At 39.8% G+C, this 14859-nt stretch carries 13 protein-coding genes, 1 tRNA gene and 1 pseudogene; 10 read left to right on the top strand and 5 right to left on the bottom strand.

Going from position 1 to position 14859, the window contains the following annotated elements; translation table 11 throughout:
* The first annotated feature begins 10 nt into the window (after positions 1 to 10).
* The 6 genes from DFO73_RS25505 to DFO73_RS25525 all read left to right on the top strand — a co-directional run bounded on the left by DFO73_RS25505 (position 11) and on the right by DFO73_RS25525 (position 4606).
* Positions 11 to 1441 carry a LutB/LldF family L-lactate oxidation iron-sulfur protein gene (locus DFO73_RS25505; RefSeq protein ID WP_110067493.1) on the top strand — a complete coding sequence of 477 codons (1431 nt, stop codon included), beginning with the start codon at positions 11 to 13 and terminating at the stop codon, positions 1439 to 1441.
* Positions 1438 to 2157: a LutC/YkgG family protein gene (locus tag DFO73_RS25510; RefSeq protein ID WP_110067494.1), complete on the top strand. Its 720-nt coding sequence runs from the start codon at positions 1438 to 1440 to the stop codon at positions 2155 to 2157. The genes DFO73_RS25505 and DFO73_RS25510 overlap by 4 nt, the downstream gene beginning before the upstream one ends.
* A 543-nt stretch (positions 2158 to 2700) precedes the next feature.
* Positions 2701 to 2868 (top strand): hypothetical protein, encoded by a 168-nt coding sequence (locus tag DFO73_RS28925; RefSeq protein ID WP_181396133.1) that lies wholly within the window; start codon positions 2701 to 2703, stop codon positions 2866 to 2868.
* Positions 2869 to 3106: 238 nt separating this feature from the next.
* The gene (locus DFO73_RS25515; RefSeq protein ID WP_110067495.1) at positions 3107 to 3382 is read left to right on the top strand and encodes a hemolysin XhlA family protein; all 276 of its coding nucleotides are present in this window, start codon (positions 3107 to 3109) and stop codon (positions 3380 to 3382) included.
* A gap of 456 nt (positions 3383 to 3838) precedes the next feature.
* Positions 3839 to 4039: a hypothetical protein gene (locus DFO73_RS29890; RefSeq protein ID WP_181396134.1), complete on the top strand. Its 201-nt coding sequence runs from the start codon at positions 3839 to 3841 to the stop codon at positions 4037 to 4039.
* 309 nt (positions 4040 to 4348) lie between these two features.
* Positions 4349 to 4606 carry a PD-(D/E)XK nuclease-like domain-containing protein gene (locus DFO73_RS25525; protein ID WP_110067496.1) on the top strand — a complete coding sequence of 86 codons (258 nt, stop codon included), beginning with the start codon at positions 4349 to 4351 and terminating at the stop codon, positions 4604 to 4606.
* Between the two features lie 1211 nt (positions 4607 to 5817).
* Here DFO73_RS25525 and sda read toward each other — a convergent pair.
* Positions 5818 to 5958, bottom strand: coding sequence for a sporulation histidine kinase inhibitor Sda (sda, locus tag DFO73_RS25530; RefSeq protein WP_110067517.1), 141 nt, complete (start codon positions 5956 to 5958; stop codon positions 5818 to 5820).
* 235 nt (positions 5959 to 6193) lie between these two features.
* Entirely contained in the window at positions 6194 to 6808 is a 615-nt protein-coding gene (locus tag DFO73_RS25535; protein WP_110067497.1) for a hypothetical protein, read from the bottom strand.
* Between the two features lie 186 nt (positions 6809 to 6994).
* On the opposite strand from DFO73_RS25535, the gene DFO73_RS25540 reads away from it, so the two are divergent.
* Positions 6995 to 7174, top strand: a complete 180-nt coding sequence (locus tag DFO73_RS25540) for a hypothetical protein (protein WP_110067498.1) — start codon at positions 6995 to 6997, stop codon at positions 7172 to 7174.
* 119 nt (positions 7175 to 7293) lie between these two features.
* On the top strand, positions 7294 to 7707 hold the full coding sequence (locus DFO73_RS25545; RefSeq protein ID WP_181396135.1) for a helix-turn-helix transcriptional regulator: 414 nt from the start codon (positions 7294 to 7296) through the stop codon (positions 7705 to 7707).
* A gap of 105 nt (positions 7708 to 7812) precedes the next feature.
* On the opposite strand, the pseudogene DFO73_RS25550 reads toward DFO73_RS25545, so the two are convergent.
* From DFO73_RS25550 to DFO73_RS25560, 3 genes and pseudogenes are all read right to left on the bottom strand, one after another.
* Positions 7813 to 8774 (bottom strand): annotated as a pseudogene (locus DFO73_RS25550) (IS110 family transposase); the annotation flags it as partial.
* 643 nt (positions 8775 to 9417) lie between these two features.
* Positions 9418 to 9491: transfer RNA gene (locus tag DFO73_RS25555), tRNA-Arg, on the bottom strand.
* Between the two features lie 264 nt (positions 9492 to 9755).
* Entirely contained in the window at positions 9756 to 10796 is a 1041-nt protein-coding gene (locus DFO73_RS25560; RefSeq protein ID WP_110067499.1) for an acyltransferase family protein, read from the bottom strand.
* 348 nt (positions 10797 to 11144) lie between these two features.
* On the opposite strand from DFO73_RS25560, the gene DFO73_RS25565 reads away from it, so the two are divergent.
* Both DFO73_RS25565 and DFO73_RS25570 read left to right on the top strand, forming a co-directional pair.
* Positions 11145 to 12158, top strand: a complete 1014-nt coding sequence (locus tag DFO73_RS25565) for a 2-oxoacid:acceptor oxidoreductase family protein (protein ID WP_110067500.1) — start codon at positions 11145 to 11147, stop codon at positions 12156 to 12158.
* Positions 12158 to 14452 (top strand): thiamine pyrophosphate-dependent enzyme, encoded by a 2295-nt coding sequence (locus tag DFO73_RS25570; RefSeq protein WP_110067501.1) that lies wholly within the window; start codon positions 12158 to 12160, stop codon positions 14450 to 14452. Before DFO73_RS25565 ends, DFO73_RS25570 begins: the two co-directional genes overlap by 1 nt.
* Positions 14453 to 14859: the final 407 nt, after the last annotated feature.

Raw genomic sequence — 14859 nt, forward strand, 5'->3', positions numbered from 1 at the left:
GGAATAGGAGATGGCTATGAAAATCGGTACGGAAGATTTTAAAGAGCGTGTAAATGCCGGCATAAATAACAGCTTTATGAGAGGGGCTGTTTCAGGAGCGCAGGAAAGGCTTCAGACGAGAAGGCTTGATGCTGCTGCCGAGCTAGGGAATTGGGAAGAATGGCGGTCTCTTGCTGAGGAAATACGCAAGCATGTCCTTGAAAATCTTGATTATTACTTATATCAATTAAGTGAAAATGTGGTGGAAAGGGGCGGACACGTTTATTTTGCTGAAACTGCGGAAGAAGCATCAAGTTATATAAGTAAAGTTATTGAAAAGAAAAAGGCCAAAAAAGTAGTTAAGTCAAAATCAATGGTTACGGAAGAAATCCATTTGAATGCCTGTTTGGAAAAGGCAGGGTGTGAAGTTATTGAAACGGATCTGGGAGAATACATCCTGCAGGTGGACGACCATGATCCCCCATCCCATATCGTAGCACCGGCCCTTCATAAAAATAAAGAACAGATTCGTGACGTGTTTGCGGAAAAGCTGAATTATCAGAATACTGAGAAGCCGGAAGAGCTGGCCTGGCATGCAAGAGAAATGCTTCGCCAGGAGTATTTAACCGCAGACGTTGGCATAACAGGCTGCAATTTTGCCGTTGCGGAAACAGGTTCCATAACACTGGTAACAAATGAAGGCAATGCAGATCTGGTTACGGCTTTGCCAAAGACCCAAATCACTGTAATGGGTATGGAAAGGCTTGTTCCTACCTATGAAGAAATGGAGATACTAGTCAGCATGCTGACAAGAAGCGCAGTCGGCCAAAAACTTACCAGCTATATTACAGTGCTGACAGGACCCAAAGAAAGGCTCGACGTTGATGGTCCGGAAGACTTCCATTTGGTCATTGTTGATAATGGGCGATCAGGTATTTTGGGAGGAGAGTTCCAATCCATCCTGCAATGCATTCGCTGTGCTGCTTGTGTCAATGTATGTCCGGTATACAGGCATGTAGGCGGGCATTCATACGGTTCCATTTACTCCGGCCCAATCGGAGCTGTCCTTTCGCCATTGCTGGGTGGATATGATGATTATAAGGAACTGCCGTATGCTTCAACTTTATGCGGAGCCTGTACGGAAGCATGTCCTGTTAAAATACCGCTTCATGAACTCCTTCATAAGCACCGTCAGGTTATTGTGGAAAAAGAGGGAAGGGCTCCAATAACTGAAAAAATGGCTATGAAGGCTTTTGGACTTGGAGCAGCTTCGCCATCCCTTTATAAGCTGGGATCCAAACTGGCTCCCACAGCGATGAATCCGTTTACAGCAGGCGATAAAATAACAAAGGGTCCGGGACCTTTAAAAGCCTGGACGGAGATCCGTGATTTTCCTGCGCCAAATAAAGAAAGATTCCGGGATTGGTTCGTAAACCGGCCAAAAGGGGGAGGACAGCAATGAGTGGAACAGTTCAGAATAGAGACGCTTTTCTCAGTAAAGTTGCAAGCCGCTTAGGAAGAGAAAAAAGAACCTCGGGAGTCGATCGGCCGAAGTGGAGCTATAGACCACAGGATGCAGTTTTAAAAGAGGCGGATGCAGATGAATTGCTCGAGGCCTTAAAAAACCAGTGTACGATAATACACACGGATTTACTTGTAACGGATGCCGACAATTTGCCGGATATCTTAAAAAAAATTGTTGCCGAATACGGTGGAGGTCCAGTTGTGACCTGGAAGGACGAGCGCTTTGGACAATTCGGGCTTTCACCGCTTTTCAAAGAAATCTGGCCGAAAGAAAATGTGGAAGTACACGAATGGGATTATTCCTTGGAAAAAAGAAATATAGGATATGCCGAGCATGCAAATATCGGAATCACGATCAGCGATATTACACTGGCTGAATCTGGCACAGCTGTCCTGTTCAGCGGCAAGAATCGGGGCCGCACTGTCAGCTTTCTGCCTGCTGCATCAGTAATTCTTATCCCTAAAAGCTCACTGGTTCCCCGCATGACTCAAGCGGCAAGGCTAATCCGCGAAAGAGTAGAGTTAGGAGAACAGGTAGCATCTTGCATCAACTTTATAACAGGGCCAAGCAATTCCGCCGATATTGAAATGAACCTCGTCGTCGGTGTCCATGGGCCAGTCAAAGCAGCATATATTGTTATTGAAGATTTGTAAAAGGTGAAAGGGTGTGCAGAGAAAGGGTCGGCACCCCCTTTTAAAATGCGGTTTTGGTGATCCTGCTGTAATTAGTTTTGAATCTTTTCTAAGAAGTTATTTCTTATCTGCCATTCGGCAAAATTTCGGTGGTTTAACTTAGAGGATAAACAGAAAAACAAAAGCACTTGGCTCCTCCTTCGCCAAGTGCGATGATAGCCACACATGCTATCCCCACTGCTTCCAGGGTAGCATGCAAGTTTTATAATAGTAGTAAAAGCTTGTAAAGAATTATTTAACTTTCGTAAAAAAGAGAGGACAATATGAAAACGCCAGCCTTTGTTTAAGATTGGCGCTTTTTCAGGTGACGTCCCAGGCGAGATTCACCTCAAGGCCTACAGCTTAGAAGGCGGTCTTACTTAAAAGTAGCAACTTTGATGAACTTGGATAAACCCTTGTTAAATTAACGTTCTTTTACCATGAATCCGATTTCGGGACATCCGGGAAGATTTAAAGACCTCTGAATAGGGTCTTTTTTCTTTTGCTTCAAAGGGTGGATTGTAAGTGACACAGGATGCGGAAGCAGTGGATTTCTGGAAGACATCTGTACAGAAAAACATTGAAGAAATGAAAGGTGATATTCGCCTGCTGCAGGATAAAACACTCTTGCAAGACCAAATTATCCAAAACATCCAAGGTGATTTGAAAAAAATTAAAGAGGATACTAAATGACTAAAAAGAACCGTGGTATAACGATATTTTTACAGTGTTTAAAGGATAGAAAATATAATGCAGAAGAGTTATTCAAGCAAAAGGCTGTATTGGAGAGATAGTTGCCGTTACATGATCCGGGAGTTTTTCATTTACTATTTTATACAGTGCTCAATGTGGGGGATGCTATAAATTTAGCCACTTAAAATCCGATTAACGGGACAAGCACTTAAGATATCTTTTAAGGAGGGGAGTTATCTTGAAGGAGCCGGAAAATGAAAATGTGTACGAAAAAGAAATTACAGAAATAAAGGGGGATCTTAAAAATATTGAGAACCGGGTTAACAACCTTGAAAAAATGACAACTCGGCATGATCAACAAATTATTTCAATAAATGAAAAGCTTAACAAGATAGACGACAATACGACTTGGATTAAAAGGACTATTACAGCAGCCATTATTACATCCATCATTACTGGTATTCTCGGTGGGGCGATCACTATTTTTTATAACGTATTAAAGGGAGGAAGTTAAAATGTACGAACAGCCAAAATCATGGAAAAATTGGGCCATCCTTTTAATCGGGTGGCTTTCTTTATTTACTTTAGGATTAGGGGTGTATTTAATGTGGCCATCACCCCTTTGCAGGAGCAATGGCTTTTGCTACTTCAAGAGTGGCAGCAATACCTTAAGCTAGTTTCTCTGTAAGGTGATTCATCCTCATCGTCTTGAATACTTAAATTTAAATATACTTCGAAATATCCTTCGTGCTGCATGAAAGGTATGTAACAACATCAATAAACTGATTAATCATAACACCTGTTTTTACAATCAATTGCTTAAGTACCAAACCTTTCATCATCGGTTAAAACCTCTAATTTCATTAGTTGAAGGTCTTCCATACGACTAGCTGAGGTGCTTGCCCAAAATTGGGGAAACCTTGCCTTTGGAGTTAAGGAACTTGAACAGCGTGAAGGAGAATCAGTTGCTATGGCATACGCGTGGGACTTAGAAACAAATGTACGGCAAGAAAAAGTTTTCACGGTTAAGCATTCTCGTAAAGCTAAAGGCTCGATAACAAAGCTTGATGATCCTCGTGATATTTATGAGTTGGTAGCTAACAACGGAGCAAGAAGACTTAGATCTTATATTCTAGGCATTATTCCAGGTGATATTGTCGAGCAGCAGTAGAAGAATGCAATAAAACCCTCGCAGGTAATAATAAGGGACCTCTTAAAGATCGGATTGCAAACTCCCTGAATGCCTTTAAGAATCAATACAAAGTCACACAAGCAATATAATGCGGACGCCTTTACAGAAGTAGATTATATCGATTTGATTAAGATTTATAACTCACTAAAAGATGGAATGAGTAAACCGGAGGATTGGTTTGATAAGGAAAAAAAGAAGACAGCCAAGAGCAACCTTTCAGGACTTTTAAAGAAGAGAAAAAAGCTGATAAAAAAGAACTTAAAAAGTCGGATAAAAAGGGTGATATAGATGACAAGCCAGCTGCAGAAGAAAAAAATAAAGCTGACGAGCTCGAACTATCATTCGAATGAAGCTGACATTGAATATTTCTCTGTATCACAATTTAAAAGCTTTGTTGAATGTGAAGCAAAGACAATGGCGAAATTAAACGGGGTCTATACTGAGTCACCTTCAACTGCCCTATTTGTTGGCTCATATATACATGCTGCGTTTGAATCAGAGGAAGCGTTCCAAAGTTTTACTGAACAAAATAAGAATATCATCTAAAAGCCCGTGAGGATGCCCAAAATAACTGGTTTTGAAAGGAGAAATAGAAATGAGTATCACATTAATGTTAAGCTGGCTACTCGGTGTCCAAAATGTCGGGCTAAGGGTACTGTGATAGGCCATCGAAATGACCTCTTATTACTAGAATGCAGGGATTGCAACAAACGCTGGAATACTTACTCAAAGACTTGCAAGATTTGTGGAAAGCCAAATTATTTCTACGTTGAGGGCAATGCGTGAAATGCTATTCAGAAAAACACAATGCAGTATGAATCTGAAAGTAGCGAACTTGAGCTAGTTGCTAACTGATTAAGTCCCTTAAAATTAACTTTTCCTTGCTACTTTATTAATCAAACTAAAGGCAATGAAAATAATTAATGGAAGAGAAAGTGTAAGAACAAAAATAATATTGATTATATTTTGGAATATCCAGTTAATCATAATAAAATACCTCTTTAATCGAATAAGGGCCCACAGAGCATAATGTCTAAAGGTGATAAGCCAGAGCCCTTACTCTTGGAGTTAGCATGTCCAAAATGTTTTAAAATTAATCTCGAGCAATGCGTGTAGTCTTGAAGTCGTTCAATAGTGGAGGGTAAGCCTTGCTCGGTAACAATAAAGTGCCCAGCTAAAAAATGTATTATGCACATTCCTGCATCTTAACAATAAAAAAACCGCAAATTTGCGGTAATTGTGAGCGGTTCATGCATTTTAGTATATGCTCTTATATTAAAAGGGTGTAAGTAAGGGCTAAAGGTGACTCTCAACCATGGAAAAGTTAAAAAACTAATTTTGTAGAAGAGTAAGTTCAGATTGATGAACTAATTTTGTATCAAAAGCCTTTTGGATTTCACAAAAACCATTTTCATATACCCAAATAATAGTGTACATGTCAGATTTATAAACAACCTTTGCTCCAATATTAATGATTATACCTCCTGGGAACATGGTTGAGAGCTAATTTTAAATTAGCACATGTTGGAAGTGTATTAAAGTGAAAATTATCTTGTAATAATGAAGTTATCAAAAAAATTTGGGAGAGGCTTTACTACACTTTGTGGTAAAGAAAAGTGAACAATTTTATCTTCCTTTTCGATACAAAATGGCAACTAGGTGGAATTAAAGAAGAGTTTTCTTATTATTAAGTGTTGGAAAGGGCCATATCGTGTTGCCTGTGAATGATGGAGAGGTGGCCCTGTTAAATACTATCCCTAGTTTCTGGGCTGTTCATTCGGGAGAAGATGCTTAATATTTCTACGTTCAATTTCAAAATACAATAATTGTATAAATTCGAGGTTTATATTTAGACTGACTGCATTAAGATACGAAGAAATTAATAACTCATCTGACATTGTTTGAAGTGTCAATTTTCGGCCTCCTTATATCTCGGGATATGATAAAAAACACACAAGTTGTATTATCTAAATTAATACAAAAAAGTGAAACCGTTTCGACAAAACTGTAACGAAAATGACACAATTAATTTTGGAGTTTTAAAATAACAGTTTACTTGTGCTTACAACCAACAGAGAGTATAAAAAGAAAAGTTAATTAGTGGGGTATAGAAAAAATGAAAAGGGATAAGCTTTATAAGCTTATCCCAGTCACTTCCTTATCTATTAATGAGGGTAATTCTATAATGGGTTTTAAATTAGGACTTTCTTTATAAGGTAGCATATCAATATTTCCTATTTTAGTAGCAACATCATACTCTCCAATAATAGTGTCTAATAATATAAAGGCTGCGTTTTCCCATTCTTCAAAATCAGAGTCATAACCTCTGAGATATAGAACAATATCTAAAGTGTCACCATTTTTTCTGTAAGTGAAATAGACATCATCAGGACCTAATTTTATATCCTCAAATTCAATTGTGGATATATCGTCAATATCACCTTTTTGTCTAAAGGCAATTATTTTAAAGCTGTCAAGTTGGGGTGCTTTTTCAACAAGGTCAATGACATCTGGAAAGGCAGACAGGATACCATCAGCGCTTATTATAAACTCTCTATTTCCATCGATAAGATCAGCACTAAATTCAAATGCTAAATCTTCATTTATCTTAGATAACTGTTTATCTAGTTTGTTGAACAAAGAATTTAATTTTTCTTCTTTTAACTGATAATAGTCTTGTGAATTCTTTTCAAACCAAATCCAGAAGTCAGCAACAGTATAGTTTTTTCCAAAGAATTTTTTGAACATGGCGCCCATCCTTTATAAGTAATTTAGATAATTATACTTAATGGGAAGTTAGATTGAAATAAAAATTTGGAAACGCAAGATAGGAGGTGTTGATTTACGTCCTTTGTAACAGGAAAAGGTAAGAACTTCCCGAATTATATTAATAAAGAAATTAACCAAGAACTATTAATATAAGGGGGAAGGGGTATGACCGAGAAAAAAATAAGCTATTTATTGTTTTGTTCTAAATGTGGTGTGCCCCGGCCAATCCCACAATACATCATGGAAACTTACTTTATCAAAGGGGTTGACGGGGTATATTGCAATAACTGTGGAAATAAGTCAATCATTCCGGGATACCTTAAAAAACTAAAAAATGATTTGTAAGGACAAAAAAGGCCAGGACTCCTCCTGACCTACCTATTTAAAGTATATCATGGGAAGAGTACTGGATGAAAGAAGCTGCCAGCAAACGAATAGAATCCTTTCTTAAAGATTATCATTAGATGATGAACTCTATAAAAATACTAAGGGATTCAATAAAAGATGCAGGGGAAGGACTCACAGCTCAATATGGAGATGCAGCTGGGATGCCGAAAGCTAAGGGTACAACAAATGATCCAGTTTACTGGGAGAATGTACGCAGGGAGAGAAGATATTCAGTTATTCATAAGTACGAGGCAAAGATTTCTGTTATTCAGGATCGGATGCATCTTATTACGGATGATAGAGAAATTGAGGTTCTTCATTGGCTGCTTGAGGGGAAAAGTTATCGCTGGAATGCTATACATATGGGATTGTCCCATACCCATATCGGGCGTATTAAGGATTCTATTGTTAAGAAAATGAGTGAATACGTTCCGAATGTTACGAATGGTACAAATGAAACGAAATTGCTAAAACATAAATCTGCTTGCTAAACTTGAAGGCAGGACGGGAGGCGGTAACAAGCTACTTCCTCTATTTTTGTTCGATGATCATATTAAAGTGAATTATTTGCAGGAAATTAGCCACTATCCCCTTACCGAATGAGCTGCCTCAGTCAAAGCGGACCTTAAATACTTGTTTCCTTTTTTAGTTTTAGCCGATTTCCTTTTTCCTGCACTTTCATTCTGTTGAACCAAGCCTGCCCAGGAACACATATGGCTGCAGTGGGAAACTGCTTTTTTACATCAGTTCCGATTTCAGAAAGGATTTGTTCAGCCATTCTTGTCGCAATGCCAGGAATTGAATCAAGTATTTCCACATCCTCTTGATGAGAGCTTACTCTTTTCGCAGCTTCTTGATCGAGCATTTCGATCTGTTCAGTCAGAAAATCAATGTGGCCCAAAATGGTTTTCAACATTAACCGTTGATGTGAGTTAATATAGCCTTTTAAAGCTAGTTCCAATTCTTCCTTCTTCTTTTTCATGGTGCGTCGAGCGAAGTTTGCTAGTTTCTCAGGATCCTCTTCGCCATCTGCGATGGCGTCAAGCATGTCTCTTGCCGAAACACCCAGTACATCCGAAACGACAGATCCCAGCTTAATGTTTGCACCTTCTAACACCTTTTGAATCCGGTTTTGTTGTCTTGCACGCTCCTCAATGATGCTTCGGCGATAACGAACGAGCTCGCGAAGTTCACGTTGATTCCGGTCGGGAATATAACTGGCTTTAAGCAGCCTGTGGCGAAGCAGTTTGGCAATCCATTCTGCATCTTTTACATCTGTCTTACGTCCTGGAACGGCCTTCATGTGTTGGGCATTCACCACTAAAAACTCGATATCCTCAGCTTCCAGTAAATTCACGATGGGTTTCCAATAAACGCTCGTGCTTTCCATGGCTACATGTGTACAGTTATGTTGCTTAACCCAGTCAATCAACTTCAATAGAAATACAGTTTTAGTAGAAAAAGTTTGAACCTCCTTTCCTTCAGGTGTGATAATACAGGCTGTAATGTTGTCCTTATGGACATCCATACCACAAGCTCTTTCAATGACTACATCCATTGAAAACATCCTTTCTACGGCAATCATTAAAGTAGAGGCTGGTGCAACAACCAGAATAGGATTTGTGTGCTTCCCGTAAGGGAGCTACAGTCAGTGGTGCACCGTGGTAGGTGGAGTCAGACTAACGGATGGGCTCTAACGCACCATAGTTCAACGACCTTCCTCTCCCAGCCGTAGAATCAGTATTGACGGTTCGAAACCATTTTCATTCTCTATGGTGAAACACTGATTTTTGTGCTTCATGGATGGCTAACGGGTGCTTAATTTAATAAGAAATCAAAATGAGGGACAAGTAATGGATGTTGACGTATTGTTGACGAAAACGGTCAACAACGGCCCGTTTTAAATCTAAAGGAATAAACTTGATTCCTTCTGAATCCTTGATATATAAGGGATTTTCCATAAAAACGCTATTGCTTCCGTGACTGTTTGCCACTTTGACAGGGGGAGAGGTCTGGGTGTCACCACTCATTATAAATGTTCTAAAATAAGTCGGAATAGCGGTATATAATCACTAATAAAAATCGTTCCGACCCCAAATCGACCCCAAACAAAAAATTTCAAGGTTTATAAAAGAGGAAACAAATATAAAGAAAAGCGCAGAACCCTTGATATATATGGATTCTACGCTTTTCTTTATTGACGTCCCAGGCGAGATTCGAACTCACGACCTACAGCTTAGGAGGCTGTCGCTCTATCCAGCTGAGCTACTGGGACAAGTTATTATTAATAAAAAATTTTTACTTACATTGAATTCGGCTTTAATCCCGTTTCTTCCTATACGAGTTAATCCAGGGGAGTGGATGCGTCGACACAAAGCTACAAAGAAGCAACTCACAGATGTTTACGCTTAGCTGAGCCATTGAGATATGTTTTAAATGAACTTATGTGACACAGTTACTTATTATAATGCCTTTATCAGTTTTGGTCAATGGATATGCAAAAGAAAGAACCGGCCACTTTAAATGGCCGATCCGTCTTTTAGTTTGTAAGTTTTTTACGATAAAAACGGACATATGCCCTTGTTCTATCTTTCAACTTCTTTAGTTGTGAGGTTTTAAGTTCAATTATAGGCTGAGCAAATGATGTAATCAGTTTGCTTGATAGAAGCAGAGTCAGCAATAACGAAATACCAGCAAGCAGCAGGAAGGTTTCCGGTTTGTTAAAGTAGTTTTGCACATCGCTTTCCCTGAATACACGGACAAAGAAACCGTGCAGCAGGTAGACGTAAAGCGTATTTTTCCCCAGGTTTGTAAAGAAGTACTGCTTTTGGGGAACGATTGAGTAAAAGCTAAATACCATGATTAAGCTAAGGATATAGAATCCCAGTCTGGTAAATACTGCTCCAATAGAAGCTGCACCCATATCTGTATATGGCTTGGATCCAAGGAGCCATTTATAATCTATATCCGGATAAAGGTAGAAACCGGTAAAGACAACTGCAAACACAATTAATGCACTAACTCTGAACTTCGGTTTAATTAGGGCATAAAAATGCTCTTTCTTTAAATAATACCCCAGTAAAAATAAAGGAAAGAAAACAAAAGTCCTTGATAAACTTAAATAGTTTGAGATCCAGTCGGCATACCCGACGGCAAGGCCAATCAGCAGAGCGGCTGTCAATGAATAAACTGCTTTATGCTTAGCAAAGAAAAGAAGCATAATATTCCAGCAGAACATGCTGATCAGGAACCATAAAGACCAATGAGGGTTAAACGGGTCCATTTCAAACGTTCCTTTATTATATAAGAAGTAATAGAAAACAGAATAAATGACCTGAAATATGATATACGGCAGTATTAGTTTTTTTGCAATTTTCTTTATATAGCCTTTTTTGTAGAAGCCTTTTGCAAAAAAACCTGATACTAATATAAATGCCGGCATATGAAAGGTGTAAATAACCTTGTATAAGGTGTAAATCGTTTCATTATCTTCAATAAAAGAGCGGAGCAAATGTCCGAATACGACAAAGAAGATTAAAATAAACTTGGCATTGTCGAAATAATAATCACGTTGTTTCATAAATCCTCCTCTATTAAAGACCCCCAAAACACTCTTTCTTTCTTTACCCACTTTAACATGAAGCAAACCGCTTTTCTCGTGTAAATAGAAGGTGTAATTTACAGAAAAAGTAAATTAAAAACAGTTTGACGAATCTGTTGTATTACAATATGGATACTGTTATATATTTATCTAAGCGTCCGCACCTCATATATTATAAAGTTCTGTTGAAATTATTGAAATCTGTTTCAAATTTTTTAATTGAAATATAACATTTGTCACAGATAAATGGAAATAGTTCTTTTAGAATTACCTTAGGGGATAATTTTACGGCGTTTTAAGCCGTTTACCATATGAGGGAGGGAGAACATGTCAATCTTACCTAAAATAAATGAATTGGGATTTTATGAAATAAGGCTGGAATCGATTGGCGGCCTTGGGGCCAATCTTGCAGGAAAAATGCTCGCGGAGGCTGGTGTTCTGGGCCTTGGACTGAATGGGTCCAATTTTTCGTCTTACGGCTCTGAAAAAAAAGGCTCTCCGGTCAAAGCGTTTGTGAGATTTTGCGAAACTGATACCGAAATACGGGCACATAGCCCAATTGAGCAGCCTCACGTTACCGGCGTTTTCCACGAGTCGTTATATAAAATGGTGAATGTTGTAAGTGGCATGGAGCCTGATGGAATTCTGCTTGTTAATACTGCCAGGGAGTTTGATGATATAAAGAAAGATTTGAAACTGGAATATGGAACACTCGCCATTGTGGATGCCCTGCAGATAGCAGTAGAAGAAAAAACAAAAGTAAATACTGCGATGCTCGGAGCACTTTTCAGAATTTGCAATTTCCTTGATCCGGAGTCAATGAAAATGGTCATCCGCAAAACCTTTGAGAAAAAATATCCGATCCTTGTGGAACCCAATATCCGCACCTTCGAAAGAGGATTTAATGAAGTGAAGTTCAAAACCTATGAAACTCCTGATGATGCAGAGGGGAAAGAGTTTCATAGAACAGCACCTCAGCTGGGCTATGTAACCCAGGAAATCGGAGGAGTGATCACTGCACAGGCAAATAGTATTCTGAAAGATCTAAGCGGTTCAAGACAGGGGTTTCTGCCTCAATTTGAGCAGGAGCAATGCATCAATTGTGCAGCCTGCGATACAGTTTGCCCGGACTTTTGCTTTGTTTGGAAAGAGGGGGAAGACAAAAAAGGCAGGAAGCAAATGTTCCTGAAGGGTATCGACTATCAGTATTGTAAAGGCTGCTTGAAATGTGTCGAGGCTTGCCCAACTAGTGCTCTTGGTGAATTGCGGGAAACAATAGGGTTTGCGGATGCCCATAGGGTAAAGCAAAACTTTCCTTTAGCAGCAGGGGGAATGTTGTAATGGCAATTTTAGAAGGTAACCTGAAAACAATGAAAGCAGCTGATCAGCTGACGACTTTCGAATCGGGAAATGAAATGGCTGCGATGGCAGCAGCGCAGATCAATTATCACATAATGGGCTATTTTCCCATCACTCCTTCAACTGAAGTTGCACAATACCTTGATCAGATGAAGGCAAGAGGGGAACATAATATTAAACTGATTCCCGCAGATGGCGAGCATGGCTCTGCAGGGATTTGCTATGGGGCTGCAGCTACAGGTGCACGTGTATTTAATGCGACAAGTGCCAATGGTTTAATGTATATGCTTGAACAGCTACCCGTTCAAGCAGGAACCCGCTTTCCAATGGTTATGAACCTTGTAACCCGTTCAATCAGCGGTCCCTTGGACATTAGAGGGGATCATTCCGATTTGTATTTCGCACTGAATGCGGGCTGGGTTATAATAACGGCCAAGACCCCTCAGGCAGTGTACGATATGAACATTTTGGCGCTTAAAATCGCTGAGCATTCACAAGTTCGCCTGCCTGTAATTGTTGCTTATGATGGCTTTTTCACCTCCCATCAAAAAAGGAAAGTAAATTATTTTAAAGACCGCAAAATTGTACAGAAGTTTGTAGGTGAATGCCCGACAGATTACAACTTTGCCAGAGATCCTAAAAAGCCTGTCACAATCGGTGCCCACATGAATGGGGATGATTTAATCAACAATCATTACCAGCAGTCAGAAGCAATGTATGCCGCTGGAGAAGTGTTTAAGGAAGTGTCGGAAGAATACGCCAAACTGTCCGGGCGTGACTACCCTGTACTGGATTTATATGGGATGGAAGATGCAGAAATTGCCCTGTTCCTGCTAAATTCAGCTGCAGAAACAGCAAAGGATACAGTTGATAGCTTGCGCCGGCAAGGTATTAAAGCAGGCGTAATCAGCCCCAATATTATCCGTCCCTTCCCGTCGGTGGAAATCCGCAAGGCTTTAAAGAATGTAAAAGCCCTTTTGATTGGGGAGCGTGCAGATTCATATGGCGGCCATGGACCAAATCTTACACACGAAGTAAAGTCAGCTCTGCAGGAAGATCCTGAAAATCAAACAATTGTGCTAAGCAGAGTTTTTGGTCTTGGCGGAAAAGATTTCTATGCTGATGATGCAGAGGCGTTTTTCTCAGCTGCAATTGAGGCCAAAGTACAGGGCTATGCCGAAAAAGCATTTGATTATTATGGCCATACTCCCGGCAAGAAAGAGCAAATCCTGCTGCCAGTAATCACCCCGCAGCATGGAGAAGTGTATAATACTGGATTGGTTAAAACGGAAAAAGACCCTGAAACCAATAAATTAAAAGTTAAAATACCCCCCCTCCGTGCACTTGCTTCAAAACCGAAGCGAATTGCTTCAGGACATGGAGCTTGCCCAGGGTGCGGAATTTTCACAGGATTGGAATTGTTCTTTAAAGGGATTGAAGGGGATATTGTTGTCTTGTTCCAAACGGGATGCGCCTATGTAACGACTACATCCTACCCTTATTCATCCCATAAGCAAACGATGATTCATAATCTCTTCCAAAACGGAGCAGCTACCTTATCTGGAACACTGGAAGCCTTTATGGAATTAAAAGAGCGCGGTGAAGTAAAAGTTTCAGATAATGCCACGTTTGTGATGGTGACCGGTGATGGAGGCATGGACATCGGAATGGGCTCAGCCATTGGCACTGCTCTCCGCAACCATAAGTTAATTATGCTTGAATATGATAATGAAGGCTACATGAATACAGGCTCACAGTTGTCCTATTCAACACCGAAAGGCCATATGACAAGTACAAGCAATGTTGGCCTCACTCAAAAAGGGAAGAGCTTCCACCATAAGGATACCGCACAAGTTATGGCGTCCACAAATATACCTTACGTATTTACCGGGAGTGAAGCTTTTCCGCAGGATCTAATTAAAAAGGCGGCAAAAGCGCAATGGTATGCCCAGAACGCAGGAACCGTATATGGAAAGATTTTAATAACCTGCCCGCTGAACTGGAAGTCTGAAGAACGATATGGTGAAAAGATTCTTGAGGCTGCTGTAAACTCATGTTTCTTCCCCCTTTATGAAGTAGAGGAAGGGATTACAACCATTACTTATAATCCGGAAGAAAAGAATAAAAGAGTTCAACTGCCAGAGTGGCTTAAATATATGGGCAAAACAAAGCATTTGCTGAAGGATGAAAACAAGATGCTTCTTAGTGAATTGGAAGAAGAAATTGAGTATCGATGGCAACGAATCAAAGCCAAGCACGAACACCCAGCGCTATAATGGCAAAAGGCAAAGTACCGCGTGTGCTTTGCCTTTTTTCTATCCTATAAAATGGTCAAATGGAAAAATTTTTGCACAATGCTTATTGGAGCGGAAGGAGAGAGATCCCTCTAAAATAGCTTCTTATTTCCTTCGTGCGGTTTTTTCGAGTACGCTGGTTAAATCTCCTGCGGGAAAAGCGGGTCAAAGGGAGGACCCGCAGGCGCACGGCCCCGGCCGGTTCGCTTGGCTTAGAGAGCGGAAATCAACAGGCAATTTTAATAGAGCTTCTTCTTTAGGGAGAAATGAAGATAATTAATAGGATATATGGCACATTCAGTACCAACTGAGTTTTCACTTCTATTTAAAGGGTTTTCATCAAATTTTGTAGAAATATCTATTAATCGGATATCCCAATAGGAGGAAAT

Source organism: Cytobacillus oceanisediminis, from assembly GCF_003182355.1.
Classification (GTDB): Bacteria; Bacillota; Bacilli; order Bacillales; family Cytobacillaceae; genus Cytobacillus; species Cytobacillus oceanisediminis_A.

Bases quoted from the DNA above. Each gene is read 5' to 3' on its own strand.
- DFO73_RS25505 (WP_110067493.1), top strand. From the start codon at position 11: ATGGCTATGAAAATCGGTACGGAAGATTTTAAAGAGCGTGTAAATGCC.
- DFO73_RS25510 (WP_110067494.1), top strand. From the start codon at position 1,438: ATGAGTGGAACAGTTCAGAATAGAGACGCTTTTCTCAGTAAAGTTGCA.
- DFO73_RS29890 (WP_181396134.1), top strand. From the start codon at position 3,839: ATGGCATACGCGTGGGACTTAGAAACAAATGTACGGCAAGAAAAAGTT.
- DFO73_RS25525 (WP_110067496.1), top strand. From the start codon at position 4,349: ATGACAAGCCAGCTGCAGAAGAAAAAAATAAAGCTGACGAGCTCGAAC.
- sda (WP_110067517.1), bottom strand. From the start codon at position 5,958: ATGTCAGATGAGTTATTAATTTCTTCGTATCTTAATGCAGTCAGTCTA.
- DFO73_RS25535 (WP_110067497.1), bottom strand. From the start codon at position 6,808: ATGTTCAAAAAATTCTTTGGAAAAAACTATACTGTTGCTGACTTCTGG.
- DFO73_RS25540 (WP_110067498.1), top strand. From the start codon at position 6,995: ATGACCGAGAAAAAAATAAGCTATTTATTGTTTTGTTCTAAATGTGGT.
- DFO73_RS25545 (WP_181396135.1), top strand. From the start codon at position 7,294: ATGATGAACTCTATAAAAATACTAAGGGATTCAATAAAAGATGCAGGG.
- DFO73_RS25560 (WP_110067499.1), bottom strand. From the start codon at position 10,796: ATGAAACAACGTGATTATTATTTCGACAATGCCAAGTTTATTTTAATC.
- DFO73_RS25565 (WP_110067500.1), top strand. From the start codon at position 11,145: ATGTCAATCTTACCTAAAATAAATGAATTGGGATTTTATGAAATAAGG.
- DFO73_RS25570 (WP_110067501.1), top strand. From the start codon at position 12,158: ATGGCAATTTTAGAAGGTAACCTGAAAACAATGAAAGCAGCTGATCAG.